A 15,398-nucleotide genomic window follows, 5' to 3' on the forward strand; every position below is an offset into this window, starting at 1 on the left:
GTTGAACGTCGAATTTTCAGAATATATTTATTATTCATTTACCCTCAATATATTATATTAAACTTAACCCTAGAAAATTAAGAAGCCTCCGGTTTAATTTTAAAAAATGAAAACAAAAGGGCGATTCCAATACTTACACTAAAAACTACGATCATCCATAATAAATCAAATCGCATTACAAATGCGGTTATTGGAGGACCTGCCGCAACACCTAAATAACGAGCAGAACTATATAAGCAGGTAATGGTTCCTCTAACCTCTTTATCCATACTCTCTGTAATAATTGCATCCAAACATGGTAAACCAACACCAATTCCAATTCCCCCAATTAAGAAAATAATTAAAATATAGATGAAATGTTCGGAAAACGAAAGTGAGATAACAGACACTGCTACTACTAGGAGTCCTATAAATACTGTCCACTTCATAGCTTTTATATTTGAGCCAATCTTTCTCCCTGTCAGATATGAAGCTAAACACAAGGCTGCAAGTGGCCCAGCTAAATAAAGCCCTTTTTTTATACCTGTAATATTATAATTGTCTTCTAACATACTCGATAAATAAAATAGAATTCCAAATAACACAAACATTAGGATCGCACCAATTATGAAAATTGCGACTAACCATCTTCCATGCTTTTTGAATGTTGACTTCGTATCCTTCCAATATGTTCGAAATTCAATTGGTTCCTGTTCTTTTTTTGGTTTTTTTACTAAAATCAGTACAAGCAAAGCTGAAACCACACAAAAAATCGGAATAGAGAAAAAAGGTAAATACCAAATAACACTTGCTAAAGCAGCTCCTAATATTGGGCTTAATACTTTTCCGAAAGTATTGGCTGTTTCAACAAGTCCTAAAGTTGTACTAACATCCTTTTCCCGCTTAAACATATCTCCTACTAAGGGCAAAACAATCGGGGCAGTTCCTGATACACCTACACCTTGTAAAATTCTGCCCATTAAGATTACCATAAAAGGCGATTCCATTTTCCAGGCAGCATAACCAGAGAGTAATCCGCCGGCACCTGCAATTAATAACGCAGGTATAATTACAATTTTTCTTCCAAATCGATCTGATAAGAAACCTGCTATAGGAATAAGTACAATTGCAACAATTGAATATACCATTATAATATAGCTTGATTGAAGTGCAGTAATATCCAACTCTTTTTCCATTAATGGTAGCACAGGTATTAACATAGAATTTCCTAATGTCATTATCAAGGGAATCGATGCTAACGAGACAATTGCCCACCGTTTCTGGTGTAACTCATCCTCATTATTGTTTCGTGTCTTTTCTTGCGTCATTTTACCCTTCCTTTTCTCCAAAAAATCTTCATGAAATTATTATGCAGATTTGTCTTTAATTCATGTATGAACAAAAAAGAAATACTAAAAATAAAGGAAACGATAGAAATGAATTGTTTCCTAAAGTAAAAAGATGTTACTTTAGGACGCTTTTTTTCTCTAGACTCATTTAACATCTATTTGTTAAGCTATTATGCAGATAGAAAGTATGGGAGGAACTGCCATGGATCAAGATCAGTATGAAAACTTAAAAAAAGGTGAAAAAGGTGCATGGTTAAGTATTACTGCATATCTTCTTTTAGCAACTATAAAGTTAATTGTCGCAACAATCGGGAACTCATCCGCTTTAAGAGCCGATGGGTTAAATAATACAACTGATGTCATAGCCTCCATCGCAGTCTTAATCGGCCTCCGAATATCTCGTAAGCCGCCAGATAAAGATCATCACTATGGCCATTTCCGTGCAGAAACGATTGCTTCACTTATAGCAGCTTTTATTATGGTTACTGTTGGGTTGCAAGTTATTATCGGTACGTTTCAGTCAATTATAGAAAATAACTACACACAGCCTGATATGCTAACTGCATGGACAGCTTTAATTGCGGCATTTGTTATGATAGGGGTTTATATCTATAACTTACGACTCGCAAAAAAAATTCAAAGTAGTTCCCTTTATGCTGCAGCACAGGATAACAAATCAGATGCGCTTGTAAGTATTGGAGCATTTGTTGGTATTGTCGGTGCTCAATTTGGATTATATTGGCTAGACCCTGTTGCTGGTCTACTAGTTGGTTTTATCATATGTAAAACTGCTTGGGAGATATTTCGTAACGCAAGTCACACATTAACGGACGGTTTTGACGTGGAAAAACTAGAGGTAATCCGAGCAAGTATAAAAGAAGATGCAGAAGTTTTAGAGGTGAAGGATATGAAGGGTAGACTACATGGCAATCAAGCATTGATTGAAATTACAATTTATGTTGACCCTGAATTAACAGTAAAACAAAGTCATCATATTACCGACCGAATTGAAGCACTATTAGCAGAAAAACATGCCGTACCACACGCTCATATTCACACAGAACCCCACCCTTCAGATGAATAAGCTTATATGTTAAAAGTAAATTTTTGATTCTTATCTGCGCATTAAACGTTTAACCCGCTATGTAAGAAAATGGATTCGCTTTCCGTAGGCTCAGTCTCAGCTAACTTGGTAAAGAAAAACACTTTACCAAGTGGATCTTCGACTTGTGGGACTGCGGTTACTTGGCCAACCGAAAACATTTGCTTCCTAGTTAGCTGAGGCCGTACCTGCGGAGAGGGAGTCAATTTCATTTGAGGAGCGGTAACTTACGTTACTTGCTAATGCGCATACTATATCAACTATGACGTAATATTTATGCTCTATACTTATTTTGTTTAAGTAGAACAATTGATAATCTAAAAAGCCAACGTGAATGAATGCTTCACGTTGGTTTTTTCTATATATATTTAATTTAAAATAAATACAGTGGCTGCTGCTCCGATGACCACTACAATAATATTCACTCTAAATACAGCCAGTCCAATTGCAACGAGTCCTCCAACAAAACCTATCCATGGTTGTTCCGGGATAACAGTTAAGATTCCAGGAAAAATCAAGGCACCTAATGCAGCATATGGAATAACATTAAGCCAGCGGTTTACCCAATTCGGAAAGTTTACTTTATCCATAATAAAAGCAGGAATCAGTCGTGGAATCACAGTTACAACCGCCATACCAATAATTGTAAACATAATCATTTTTGTTCCACCTTCACAAAAAAGATACCGATATAACTAGCCAATATTGTACTAAGGACAATTGCCCAACCTTGATCCAAGTGAAGACTAAAGAAATAATTAAAAACCATTGCTATAACTGCAACAATTCCATAACGCACTTCCACCTTCACAGATGGTATTAATAAAGCAATAAACATTGCATATAATGCAATTCCCATACTTTGGCTCAATGCTGCTGGCATAATATCCCCTAATATACCTCCTAGAAATGAACCTATTACCCACGATAAATAAGCTGTCAACATCAAAGTAGCATAAAAGTATGCTCCTCTTTCTTGATTTGCTTCTTCCTTATGTACAGAGGAAACTGAAAATGATTCATCTGTTACACCTAGCGAAAGAGGTATCTTCCATTTTAAGTCAAGTGCTCGGGCACTATTCATAAAAGATAAACTCATAACAAAATGACGAAAGTTCAAGACAAAAGTGGCAATAATAATTTCTATTGACCCTGCACCGATTGCAATCATATTTGCGCCCATAAACTGAGCTGCACCTGCAAAAACCAGTACACTCATCAGCGTTAATTCTATTAGTGATATTCCGGACTGTGAAGCAAGTACACCATATGTAATCGCAATTGGTAAATAACCAAACAAAATAGGTAAGCCAGTCACAAACCCTTTTTGCATCATTTTTATTCGTTGTGATGACTGATGCTCAATCAAAGCTTTAGCCATTACCATTCCCCCAGTAATCTATGTATTAAGAAATACTTTACCATATAACCGTAAGTATGTGGAAGATTTAATTTAGTAATTTCAATCAACGATCGATATAACAACAGCACTTTTGGCAAATATAGAAGATTTTCTTCTCACAAAAAAAACAAGGCAGCATAAGCTACCTTGCCACTTCCACTATTGTTTAATCTTGATCTGTCATAATTATCGGTTCACCTTTTGTCACAACAACCGTATGCTCAAATTGAGCGGATCTTTCTCCGTCAATTGTTCTTGCTGTCCAATTATTACTATCCATCTTACTGTGCCAAGAACCTTCATTAAGCATTGGTTCAATTGTAATAACTGTACCTTCTTTTAATCGAGCTCCTTTACCAGCCAAACCATAGTGTGGAATATGTGGTTCTTCGTGAATAGTTGGTCCTATTCCATGCCCAGTAAAGTCTCGTACAACTGAATAGCCTTCCGCTTCTGCAAATTGTTGAATCGCATGCCCAATGTCTCCAATACGATTCCCAGCTCTCGCTTGTTCAATCCCTTTGTACAGGGATTCTTTCGTTACATCTAAAAAGCGTTGTGTCTTTTCATCTGCTTCACCAACAACGTAGGTCCAAGCTGAATCTGCTAGCCCACCTTTTAAATTTACAACCATGTCGATTGTCACAATGTCACCATTTTTTAAAGGTTCATCTCTTGGAAAACCGTGACAGATTTCATCATTTATAGATGCACAAGTCGCATATTCATATCCATTGTACCCCTTTTGTTCAGGTGTAGCCCCGTTCTCTGCTAAATACTTCTCAACAAATTCATCAATATCTTTTGTTGTAACACCTGGTTTCATCATCGTAGCTATCTGCTTATGACAAGAGGCTAATAACTTCCCAGCTTCTTGCATCATTGCTATTTCACGTTCACTTTTTCGTGTAATCATCGTTCATACTCCCTTTCCTTACTTGCCATACCATATTTTGTTTTCACTATTATGTATGCATTAATACAAACAGTTTATCACAAAATTGATATTTTCATGTCAATTTTGCATAAAAAAATAGAGGAACCTGAAAAAGGATCCTCTATTTCTTCGTATCTTTTAAAACTTAGTATGCACCAAAGCCCCAAGATGCACCGATGATAATTAACAAGATGAATAAAACAACAACCAATGCAAATCCGGAACCATAACCATATCCTGCACTCATCTTAATAACCCCTCCTTTACTTATTACACTTATAGAATATGTAATAATCTCCAGAGTGGAAGGCCTAACTCAGAAAATGGGTATTAGCCTTTATTTTTAATTGTTGTAACATTTTTAGTGTTTGTTGATAAGCAAATCGCAAATGAACTGTCGTTATACTTATAGCACATCTTTCACGCTATAATACTCACCATTCACCACATTTTCTGAATCCATTAATATGTCTACTAGTACGTTTGCGACTGTATCTGTATCTCTAAGACTATCTTCTTCTTTATACTTTTGAAACTTATCAACATCCTGAAATGCTTCTTTACTTGTAGAACGAATCTCCTCCTGCATATCTGTATCCATAATACTTGGATCAAATAAAATGACCTTATTAGATGTCGCTAATTGATCTTGCTCTAACGCTACAGATGTTGTATAGCGATTTAATCCAGCTTTTGTTCCACAATATGCGCTCCAACCATATACCGATCGGTCTGCTGCTCCCGAGGTAACACTTGTTACGATAAGTGGAATTTTTGTTTTATTTGCTTTTTTAAGGAATACTCCTGTTGTAATCATTGGTGCAATTAAGTTAACGTGAACATGAGAGTTCAGTGATTCTACAGTGTGCTTATCCGCTGTATTGATTGGATTAACTGTTCCAGCATTATGAATTAGATAAACAATATCTGTCTGTTTTTTAAACAATTGATCTGCAATTATCGAAAATATTTTTTCGGTTTCTTCTCCGTTGGCAAGGTTACATGCATAATCTTGATAAGAACCTGTTGTTTCTTGTGCCAATTTTTTTAAAGATTTATTCGCGTGACGCGCAACTCCTATTACATGGATTCCTTGTTGCATAAGTAATTTTGCGATTGATTCCCCTAACCCTCTTGAAGTCCCAGTAATTACTGCATATTTCATCACATAACCCTCCTGAATTTTTTAATAAAATATTATTCTGAACTTATTATACATAATCAGCAAAACAGAAAACACCTTACAAATTACGTAAGGTGAATTTTAAGATTAATATTTGGATTCTACTATTGCTTGTTCAAATGCTGCAATAATATCTTCAGCATCTTCAATTCCTACCGAGATCCTAACTAATCCTTCGGTAATACCTAGTTCATCTTGTGTTTCTTTTGGTAACGCTCGATGGGAAGTAGTTAGTGGATAAGAAACTGAGGTTTCTACTCCTGCCAAAGTTGGCACTATTTTTACCCAACCCAAAGATTGAAAGAATTTATTAATATCACATGTACCTGTCACATCTATTGATACAATCGCACCATTTCCATTAGAGGAAACCTCTTTTGGATAATATACTTTTGATACATTAGCATTTTTTGTTAATGCATCAGCTAATGCCTGAGCATTTTTAACATGACGTTCCATACGTACACTTAAGGTTTTTATCCCACGACATGCTAACCATGCATCAAACGGGCTTAAATTAGTACCGATATTAACTACTTTTGATTTTGCATTATTTATTAGTTCTTCATCACCAACAAGTACACCAGCAGTCACATCACTGTGTCCACCTAAATATTTAGTTGCACTATGAACAACCAAGTTAACGCCGCACGTATATGGTTGACATAAGTAAGGCGTTGCAAAGGTATTATCTATCATCGTATAGAGATGATGTTTTTTAGCAATTGCAACAATAGACGCAATATCTTCAACACGAAGCAATGGATTGGTCACAGATTCAGAATATAATAGTTTTGTATTATCACGAATACTCTGTTCAATCTGATCTTTTTCAAAATCAATAAAGGTCACTTCTATCCCAAAGTCCGCCAATTCATGTGCTAATAATTGATAAGTTCCACCATATATATCTGTAGAAGCTAATACATGATCTCCAGCTTTTGCTGTAGCTAATATCCCCACTAAAATTGCTGATAAACCAGAAGAAGTTGCAATACCTTCTGGCGCACTTTCTAATTGGGCAACAGCAGCCCCAAGTTCATCAGTATTTGGATTTCCTACTCTGGAGTAGAGATAATCTTTTTCACCTTGATAAAAACGTTCTAAATCGTCTAAATCAGTAAATTTAAATGCTGAAGTTTGATAAATAGGTGTTACTTTACTATCTACAGCATTTTTATTTTTTAATGCAAGATGCACTGACTTTGTATCAAATTTATGAGCCATCGTTCTCTCCCCTTTGTATATATTATCTACCACTTTACCGTACTACTAAGAAAAAGCCAATCACTATGATTTTAAAGGTGTCGATAAACTGTTAAATTAATTTTATTCGAACGGCTAAACTGAACTCCTTCTTGTTCAAGCAAGCCTTTTTGAGATTCTAACCTCTCACCACTTAAACTAATTTCACCCTTACTATTGATCACACGATGCCATGGAAGTTTATATTTATCACTCAAGCTATGTAAAAGACGTGCAACTTGTCTTGCAGCTCTTGGATTACCTGCCTCACGAGCGATCTGTCCATATGTCATGACTTTACCTGCTGGTATTTTTTGAACAATATCAATCATATTCTCCGTAAAATTCTCCACTTAAATCAATCCCTTGTTTTTAACACAATTTAAAACACCTGCTGATAGTTATCATATAGTATATCATGAGCAATTAATTAGAAAAAAATAAAAACAATTTCCCCTACAATAAATGTGGAAAATTGCTTTTATTTTTTTCTATTGATGACGTGCTTCATGATAATGCGCCCCCTCTCTCACACATTATTTTGGCCGCCGATCTATGATTTTACTTTCTAATTCATAAACGTTTAGCATAGCTTTAAACCTCCTTATCTACCAATCATTTACGTTTGCGCTCATTAATGACTCCTTGCATTTCATACACATTCATTTCCGTGCACCTCCTTTGCTCTTGTTAATGTAAGTATAATATTTCCTCAGAACATTCTACACCGCTAACAGTTTGAATTAGCTTAAGTCTACAGACCGATTTATTTCTAAGACCATTAAAAAAAGTGCAAACACGTTGAACGTGATTGCACTCTTTTAACTTCAGTTCTAATTTTTTAAATTACATCGCTGCGTGTCCTGTTGTTAAGACCCAGATTGATCCTGCTACAACAACGATTGCTAAGAAAATCGCATACGCTATGTTAATTATGTTAATACCACCAGACTTACCTTCTGTAATGTGCATAAACATAATCAACTGTATTAACGCTTGAAAGATAGCTAATGTTCCAATGATATTCATCTTAACTGATGCTGAAAAATCTGTTTGATAGACAATAAATACAGCACCTACAGTCAATGCGATGGACAAAACAAAACCCAACACATGATTTAAAGGAAACATTGATTGTTTTTTCATCTACATCAACGCTCCTTTCAAGTAAACAAAGGTAAAGATGAAGATCCAGATTACATCTAAGAAATGCCAATATAAACTCACGATAAAGAATTTACGAGATGTTACTGGTGTGATTCCTCTTCGTACCAATTGGATAATTAATAGAATAACCCAACCAATACCAAGTGTTACGTGCACACCGTGTGTTCCTAGTAATGTAAACAATGCTGATCCAAATGCACTTGTTTGCATTGTCACACCTTCATGGACATAATGAATAAATTCGTTAATTTCCATATACATAAAACCAGCGCCTAAAAGCAAAGTAATAACTGTAAAAATAAGCATGCCTTTTAAGTTGTTTTGACGCATTTGATGAAGTGCTAAGCCCATTGTAAAACTACTAGTCAAAAGTAAAAATGTTTCAATTAAAACATCTTTCATCATAAGGATATCTTTTAGTGTCGGCCCATCTGCTACACCATTTTCTAATACAAAGTATCCAGCAAATAAGGTCGCAAAAAGAACGATTTCCGCACCTAGAAATATCCAAAATCCTAAAATAGTCATTTCATTTTGGTGCGTGCTATATTCTAACGGTGTTGATGTTTGTGATGCCATTATAGATCACCTCTCCACTTACGTTCTGTTTCTAAAACTTTTTTAGCTGGAATATGATAACCATCATCATAATCAAATGAATTAGCAATTAAACAAGCGATTATACCGACTGAGAAAATTGCTGATAAAATAAACATCTCAAAGACTAAGAAGAAACCTACTATTCCAAATGCTACACCCATTATGATTGGAACAGCAGAGTTACTCGGCATATGAATATCTTTGATATCTTCTTTTTTAATTTTGTTTGTACCCTCTTTTTTATCTTTCCAGAACTGATCTAATTCCGTTACTTCTGGAATCACAGCAAAGTTGTATTCTTGTACTGGTGATGCTGTTGCCCATTCGAGTGTACGAGCATCCCAAGGGTCTGATCCAACATCACGTGATGCGTAACGGAAACTCCAGTATAGGTTATACACTAAAGCTGCAAAACCTGCTGCCATTACTAAGGAACCTACAGCTGAGAATCCTAGCCATGGTGCCCAACCAGTACTTTCTGAATAAGTGTACATACGACGAGACATGCCGTCTAATCCAACAAAGAACATTGGCATAAATGTTAAATTAAATCCTATCACAAATAACCAGAAGTGCCATTTACCGATTTTTTCATTTAATGCAAAGCCAAACATCTTTGGCCACCAGTAATAAAGACCAGCAAATACTGCAAACACTACACCTGGAATTAATACATAATGGAAGTGTGCTACTAAGAACATCGTGTTATGGTACTGATAATCCGCGGCAGCCATTGCTAACATAACACCTGTTACACCACCGATAGTAAAGCAAGGAATAAATGCTAAGGACCATAACATTGCATTTGAAAATTGAATTTTACCTTTTCGCATCGTGAACAGCCAGTTAAATATTTTAACACCAGTCGGTATTGCGATCATCATCGTCGTTATTGAAAAGACTGAGTTAACTGCCGCACTATTACCCATTGTGTAAAAGTGGTGTACCCAAACAAGCATACTTAAAAATGCGATTGCTACAATAGAAACAACCATTGTTACATAACCAAATAAATTTTTTCTAGAGAATGTAGCAATAACCTCTGAGAACATACCAAACGCTGGTAATACCACAATATAAACCTCTGGATGTCCCCAAAGCCAGAAAAGATTTAGCCACAACATCGGATCTCCACCTGCAGCAACTGTGAAGAAGTGTGCACCAAACATTCTATCAAGTGTCATCATCAACAACGCAATAGTCAAAATTGGAAATGCTGCTACAATTAAGACAGATGTTACAAGTGATGTCCATGTAAACATAGGCATCTTCAACAATTTCATACCAGGTGCTCTCATTTTAAGGATCGTTACAATAAAGTTAATCCCTGTAGCTAGCGTCCCGATACCTGAAATTTGTAGTGCAATTGCGTAATAGTTATTACCTATATCAGGAGAGAACTCTTTTCCTGCTAAAGGAAAATACGATGTCCAACCTGCATCAGGAGAACCACCAATTACAAAGGAAATATTAAATAGTAGCGCCGCTACAAAAAACGACCAAAAACTTAATGCATTTAGTTTTGGAAATGCCACATCACGTGCACCAATTTGCAGTGGAATTAGCACATTCATAATACCAATTAACATCGGCATTGCCATAAATAAAATCATTACAATACCATGTGTCGTGAATATCTCATCATAATGTTGTGCATTTAAAAGTTCCAACCCAGGTCGAGAAGTCTGCGCCTTCATCATCAGACCATCTACTCCACCACGGAAGAACATTAAGACACCAGCAATAATATACATAATCCCGATTTTCTTATGATCTACAGTGGTAAACCACTCTTTCCATAAGTAAGTCCACTTTTTTAAATACGTAATAAGTGCAATTAAACCGATCATTGTTAACCCAATACCAATTTGTGACATCAAAATTATTGGGTCACCTGTTACAAAAAAATCATATTTCATACGCTTCTCACCCCCACCTTAATTTCCTTCTTGTTCTGATTCATCTTCCACTTCTTCTACTTCAGTATCTGTAATTGACAGATTTGAATCTACTTCGTCCAACTCGCCTTGCTCATAAAGATGTTCTTCATAATCTTCTGGATTGATATATTTTTCTGATCCGCCATGAGCATGATCGATCCATTGTAAATGTGTTCCATTGTATGTTTTTCGCCCTATTATACTAGGAGTCAATATTTCTGCATATTCATCTTCTGTTAATGTGTTAGCAGTATTTTTAATATCATTAACCCATTCATTAAAATCATCTGGAGATTGAGCAATAACCTCAAAAGCCATGTGTGCATAGCCTTCACCATTAAAGCTTGTGTTTCGACCAACATATTCCCCAGGACGATCAGCTACTAAGTAAAGATCTGTCTGCATATTTGCCATTGTGTATTTTTGTCCCGCTAATGATGGAACCCAAAAAGATTGCATCGTACCCGCAGAAGTCATTTTGAACTCAATTGGATGGTTTGCAGGGATATTAACATAATTCACGGTTTCAATATCTTGATCAGGATAACTAAAGATCCATTTCCAGTCTGCAGAAGTAACATGAATAACCAATGGTTCTTCGTCTTCATATCCCGCAGGTATGTCCTCAACATCTGAAATGGTAATCACAGTTGGAATCGTTAAAGCTATCACAATTAATACAGGAATTAGAAACCATGTTATCTCTAGAGCTGTACTCCCCTCTTCATGTGGAGGTTCATAGTCCTTATTTTCAGGTTTCTCACGATATTTCCAAACAATAATTCCAAATAAAACAAAAACAACAAGTACAATTATGGCCATAAAAATAATCGAAAATAAAATCAAATCTGTTAAGTTACGAGCAACAGGTCCTTGTGGATCAAACACTGTTAACTTTGACTCGCAACCCGTTAATGTCAATGTTGTCATAAGTATTGCAATCATATAAAAGATAGTACGCATGCGCTTCATTAAACCTTCTCCTTTCTTACATCTTCATAAAAAACTTTTTTCATAACCTAAGATATTATACTTAAATGTTTATAAAGTGTAAATAATTAGTTTGTATTTTAATTATACCAATATATGTGATCGAATTGTGACTAAAATAAAAACGTCACAAAAAGTTCACAATTATTATTTATCATAATCACCATAAAAAAACTTCAAAAACGGACGAATCCGCTATTGAAGGCTTTAAATCAGATACGCTTTGAAATAAATATACGATCTTTTATAAATCCATGTTTCTGATAAAAACGATCAGCTTCTTGATTGGCACCCCAGTAATCTAATTCTATTCGATTGGCTCCCGAATCTTTCCCTAATCTTGTAATAAAATTCATTAAAGCAGAGCCATAACCTTGTTGTTTTTTTGAAGGCTCAACACTAATTTGCCTAATAAAAATTGCACTATAGGCATAATTGAATGGACTTTCTGGATAGTTGATAAATTCGATCCATGCATAGCCAGCAGGACCTAAAGCTTCATCTAGTGCTAGCAAAAAAATGAATGATGGATTTTTCATCATCTCTTTCATATAACTTAATACAAGTTCTTGATCATAAGGCTTAAAAAGATCTGGATATAAATGAACATGCAAATCATGCACCGACTTATTTAATTTTGCTATCGTGTGATAATCCTGTGTTTTTAATATTTGCAATTGGATCATACTTCCTTTTTAATTTTTTATAAAGAAACCGCTTGGAATGATTCATTCCAAGCGGTTATCGTCTATAACACTATATTCACCTATGGTTAGGAAGATGATTATCAATTTCTTTTTTATTCTGATAAAGCTGTTTCTATTGCTTTTAAATTTCTCTCCATTAAAGTGAAGTAATCATCACCATTTTCAATATCCTGCTCAGTTAATACCGATAAATTGTGTAGTTCCAACGACTCGATACCAGCCTCGTTTTGTATCACAGTTGCCACTTTAGGTGTGATATTTTGTTCAAAAAACAAATACTCAATATTATTTTCTCTAACAGCTTCAATAATTCTTTCTAATTCCTTTTGTGACGGCTCATTGGATGATGATAGACCTGATATTGCAATTTGTTCTAATCCATATGCCTTCTCCCAATAACCATATCCTGCATGCGAGACTAATATTTTGTTTTGTTCATAGCTTTCAATTGTCTCATGGAATTCGGCATCTAAATCATTTAAACGTAAAATTAAATCTTGGTAATTTGTTTCAAACGTCTCTTTTTGCTCAGGCATTAGACCTACTAGAGTATTTTTAACGTTTTCTGCTAATTCTTGGGCTAGAATAGGATCCAACCAAACATGAGGATCAACATCTCCATGATTATGACCATCATCTTCTATATGCTCTTCAGCTTCTGCGTGTTCTTCTTCATCATGTCCTTCATCTTCATGGTCATGGTCATTGCTCTCTTCTGTAGACACGTGTACTGCTTCTTCTTCATGTGCATGGATAGTATTAAGTAAATCTATGCCTTCCGTTGCTTCAACCATTTTTACATTTTCTTCACTCAATGCTGCTTGAATCTTTTCTGCATACGTCTCCAAATTTGCCCCATTGTATATAAACGCATCCGCTGTTGCAATGTCAACCATAGTTTTTGATGTAGGTTCATAAGTATGCGGATCAGCTCCTGCTGGTAAAATTGAGATAACATCTACATATGCTCCTCCAATTTCATTCGCAAAATATTCTAATGGATATAACGTAGTATATACTTGCAATTGTTTTTGTTTTTGTTTTTGTTTTTGTTCTTGTTTTTGTTCTTGTTCAGACTCTAATTCTGATTGGGTTTGCTCCTCTGTTCCACAAGCAAACAATAAACCACTTACTACTAATAATAGTAATAATTTATATAATAACTTCATCACTTTCTCTCCCTCTACTTTAACGTCTAGATAGATTATATCGTAACCATTACGTTTTGTAAATAGTAATCGTTACGTTTTATTTTCATCAAACTTAGTACGGTGCTACAAAAAACTATAGGTACAAAATAATATATAACTTGGAACAGATTAAAATTCATATAAAAACAATATTAGTTACTCTTTGGGAGAAATTATAAATATTAACTTACGTTAGTTTCGTTTAATTAATAATAACTAACCCAAAAAATTCACACAGATTTACCTGTACTTTATTAAATGGTAACTTCTTGATCTAACTAATCATATATATTATAATATGAATACATGAACATATGAGTTATTATAGGAGGGATATAATGGGACATGAGCATGATCATACTCATAATGCGAATAAAAAAGCCTTATTATTAAGCTTTATTTTAATTTTTGTATTTATGGTAGTCGAAGTCATTGGTGGGTTAATTACCAACAGTTTAGCACTATTATCTGATGCTGGTCACATGTTAAGTGATGCTGGAGCACTAGGGCTTAGTTTGTTAGCCTTCAAATTTGGTGAGAAGGCTGCAAGCTCTACCAAAACTTTTGGTTATCGACGATTTGAAATCTTAGCTGCATTTATTAATGGAATTACGTTATTAGCTATATCTATCTATATTTTCTGGGAGGCATATAACCGTTTCTTAGAGCCTCCTAGTGTTAATGGAAGTATGATGGTTATAGCAATTATTGGGCTTGTAGTAAATATATTAGTTGCTTGGATTTTAATGCGTGGTGATACGGAAGATAATCTAAATTTACGCAGTGCATTACTACATGTGTTTGGGGATCTACTCGGTTCTGTTGGGGCGATCATTGCTGGGATATTGATTCTATTGTTTAATTGGAATATAGCTGATCCAATCGCAAGTGTCATTGTCGCTGTCTTAATCTTAATTAGTGGTTGGCGTGTCACTAAGGATTCTTTTCACGTTTTAATGGAAGGTATACCAGAACGAATTGATATTACAAAAGTTGAAGAAAAACTTAATTCAATTGATGGCGTTAAGAGTACCCATGACTTGCATGTTTGGGCAATTACTTCTGATTTTCCTGCATTAAGCTGTCATTTAATTGTTAAACATGATTATGACAGAGATGAGATTTTACAAAATGCTTCCAAATTACTATTAGACAACTTTGAATTAAAACACACAACCATTCAAATTGAAGGTGAAGGATCGTTAATACAAGATCATGAAGATTGCTGTAATTGATTGAAATAAGGGGTGAGCATAATGGACCAAATAAGAAAAGAAGATTATCACAGCCTTGATGAGGAGACGCTTTTTATTGTTTCTCAGACATTTAAGGCATTATCTGATCCAACACGTATTCGGATTTTACATTTACTATTTGAAAAAGAGTGCTCTGTTACAGAAATATCGGATTGTTTAGAACTAAAACAATCCAATGTATCTCATCAGTTACGCTTCTTAAAAAATTTACGTTTAGTGAAATATCGACGAGAAGGTAAAACAATTTATTATTCCCATGATGATGAACATGTAATGAAAACACTTCAGCAAACAATTCACCATGCCTTACACGAATAATACATCAAGACAGGGAAGTAGTTAGTAATCCCT

The 15,398-nt window shown here is 35.0% G+C and carries 17 protein-coding genes; 3 read left to right on the top strand and 14 right to left on the bottom strand.

Translation table 11 applies throughout. The annotated features are described in order from the left end of the window. Positions 1-77: 77 nt before the first annotated feature. Positions 78-1,307 carry an MFS transporter gene (locus D2K40_RS04475; RefSeq protein ID WP_117153413.1) on the bottom strand — a complete coding sequence of 410 codons (1,230 nt, stop codon included), beginning with the start codon at positions 1,305-1,307 and terminating at the stop codon, positions 78-80. A 223-nt stretch (positions 1,308-1,530) separates the two neighbouring features. Between D2K40_RS04475 and D2K40_RS04480 the strand changes: the two genes are divergently transcribed. Then, positions 1,531-2,412: a cation diffusion facilitator family transporter gene (locus D2K40_RS04480; RefSeq protein ID WP_117153415.1), complete on the top strand. Its 882-nt coding sequence runs from the start codon at positions 1,531-1,533 to the stop codon at positions 2,410-2,412. 386 nt (positions 2,413-2,798) lie between these two features. Here the strand turns inward: D2K40_RS04480 and D2K40_RS04485 are convergent, their stop codons facing one another. The 13 genes from D2K40_RS04485 to D2K40_RS04545 form a co-directional block, all read right to left on the bottom strand. After that, entirely contained in the window at positions 2,799-3,089 is a 291-nt protein-coding gene (locus D2K40_RS04485) for an AzlD domain-containing protein (RefSeq protein ID WP_117153417.1), read from the bottom strand. Next, the gene (locus tag D2K40_RS04490; protein WP_117153419.1) at positions 3,086-3,811 is read right to left on the bottom strand and encodes an AzlC family ABC transporter permease; all 726 of its coding nucleotides are present in this window, start codon (positions 3,809-3,811) and stop codon (positions 3,086-3,088) included. Before D2K40_RS04490 ends, D2K40_RS04485 begins: the two co-directional genes overlap by 4 nt. A 187-nt stretch (positions 3,812-3,998) precedes the next feature. Next, positions 3,999-4,748 (bottom strand): type I methionyl aminopeptidase, encoded by a 750-nt coding sequence (map, locus tag D2K40_RS04495; RefSeq protein WP_117153421.1) that lies wholly within the window; start codon positions 4,746-4,748, stop codon positions 3,999-4,001. A gap of 166 nt (positions 4,749-4,914) precedes the next feature. Beyond that, positions 4,915-5,016, bottom strand: coding sequence for a YjcZ family sporulation protein (locus tag D2K40_RS04500; RefSeq protein WP_117153422.1), 102 nt, complete (start codon positions 5,014-5,016; stop codon positions 4,915-4,917). A 159-nt stretch (positions 5,017-5,175) separates the two neighbouring features. Beyond that, positions 5,176-5,934, bottom strand: coding sequence for a (S)-benzoin forming benzil reductase (locus D2K40_RS04505; protein WP_117153423.1), 759 nt, complete (start codon positions 5,932-5,934; stop codon positions 5,176-5,178). 105 nt (positions 5,935-6,039) lie between these two features. Next, a complete protein-coding gene (locus D2K40_RS04510) occupies positions 6,040-7,179 on the bottom strand; it encodes a trans-sulfuration enzyme family protein (protein WP_117153424.1) in 1,140 nt (379 codons plus the stop codon). Positions 7,180-7,250: 71 nt separating this feature from the next. Further along, the gene (locus tag D2K40_RS04515; protein ID WP_268237309.1) at positions 7,251-7,550 is read right to left on the bottom strand and encodes an MGMT family protein; all 300 of its coding nucleotides are present in this window, start codon (positions 7,548-7,550) and stop codon (positions 7,251-7,253) included. A gap of 493 nt (positions 7,551-8,043) precedes the next feature. Then, positions 8,044-8,343 (bottom strand): cytochrome aa3 quinol oxidase subunit IV, encoded by a 300-nt coding sequence (gene qoxD / locus D2K40_RS04520; RefSeq protein ID WP_117153425.1) that lies wholly within the window; start codon positions 8,341-8,343, stop codon positions 8,044-8,046. Further along, on the bottom strand, positions 8,344-8,943 hold the full coding sequence (gene qoxC, locus D2K40_RS04525; protein WP_117153426.1) for a cytochrome aa3 quinol oxidase subunit III: 600 nt from the start codon (positions 8,941-8,943) through the stop codon (positions 8,344-8,346). It abuts the gene before it with no gap. Beyond that, on the bottom strand, positions 8,943-10,883 hold the full coding sequence (gene qoxB / locus D2K40_RS04530) for a cytochrome aa3 quinol oxidase subunit I (protein ID WP_117153427.1): 1,941 nt from the start codon (positions 10,881-10,883) through the stop codon (positions 8,943-8,945). The genes qoxC and qoxB overlap by 1 nt, the downstream gene beginning before the upstream one ends. 18 nt (positions 10,884-10,901) lie before the next feature. Next, complete coding sequence (qoxA, locus tag D2K40_RS04535; RefSeq protein WP_229666618.1) at positions 10,902-11,876, bottom strand: cytochrome aa3 quinol oxidase subunit II; 975 nt, start codon at positions 11,874-11,876, stop codon at positions 10,902-10,904. A 230-nt stretch (positions 11,877-12,106) separates the two neighbouring features. Then, positions 12,107-12,571: a GNAT family N-acetyltransferase gene (locus D2K40_RS04540; protein ID WP_117153428.1), complete on the bottom strand. Its 465-nt coding sequence runs from the start codon at positions 12,569-12,571 to the stop codon at positions 12,107-12,109. A gap of 122 nt (positions 12,572-12,693) precedes the next feature. Further along, a complete protein-coding gene (locus D2K40_RS04545; protein WP_117153429.1) occupies positions 12,694-13,770 on the bottom strand; it encodes a metal ABC transporter solute-binding protein, Zn/Mn family in 1,077 nt (358 codons plus the stop codon). Positions 13,771-14,129: 359 nt separating this feature from the next. On the opposite strand from D2K40_RS04545, the gene D2K40_RS04550 reads away from it, so the two are divergent. Together D2K40_RS04550 and D2K40_RS04555 are read left to right on the top strand one after the other, a co-directional pair. Continuing rightward, complete coding sequence (locus D2K40_RS04550; protein WP_117153430.1) at positions 14,130-15,026, top strand: cation diffusion facilitator family transporter; 897 nt, start codon at positions 14,130-14,132, stop codon at positions 15,024-15,026. A 21-nt stretch (positions 15,027-15,047) separates the two neighbouring features. Then, positions 15,048-15,365, top strand: coding sequence for an ArsR/SmtB family transcription factor (locus D2K40_RS04555; RefSeq protein WP_117153431.1), 318 nt, complete (start codon positions 15,048-15,050; stop codon positions 15,363-15,365). The last annotated feature ends 33 nt before the right edge of the window (positions 15,366-15,398 follow it).

The sequence above is a fragment of the Paraliobacillus quinghaiensis genome, assembly GCF_003426025.1.
Lineage (GTDB): Bacteria > Bacillota > Bacilli > Bacillales > Amphibacillaceae > Paraliobacillus_A > Paraliobacillus_A quinghaiensis.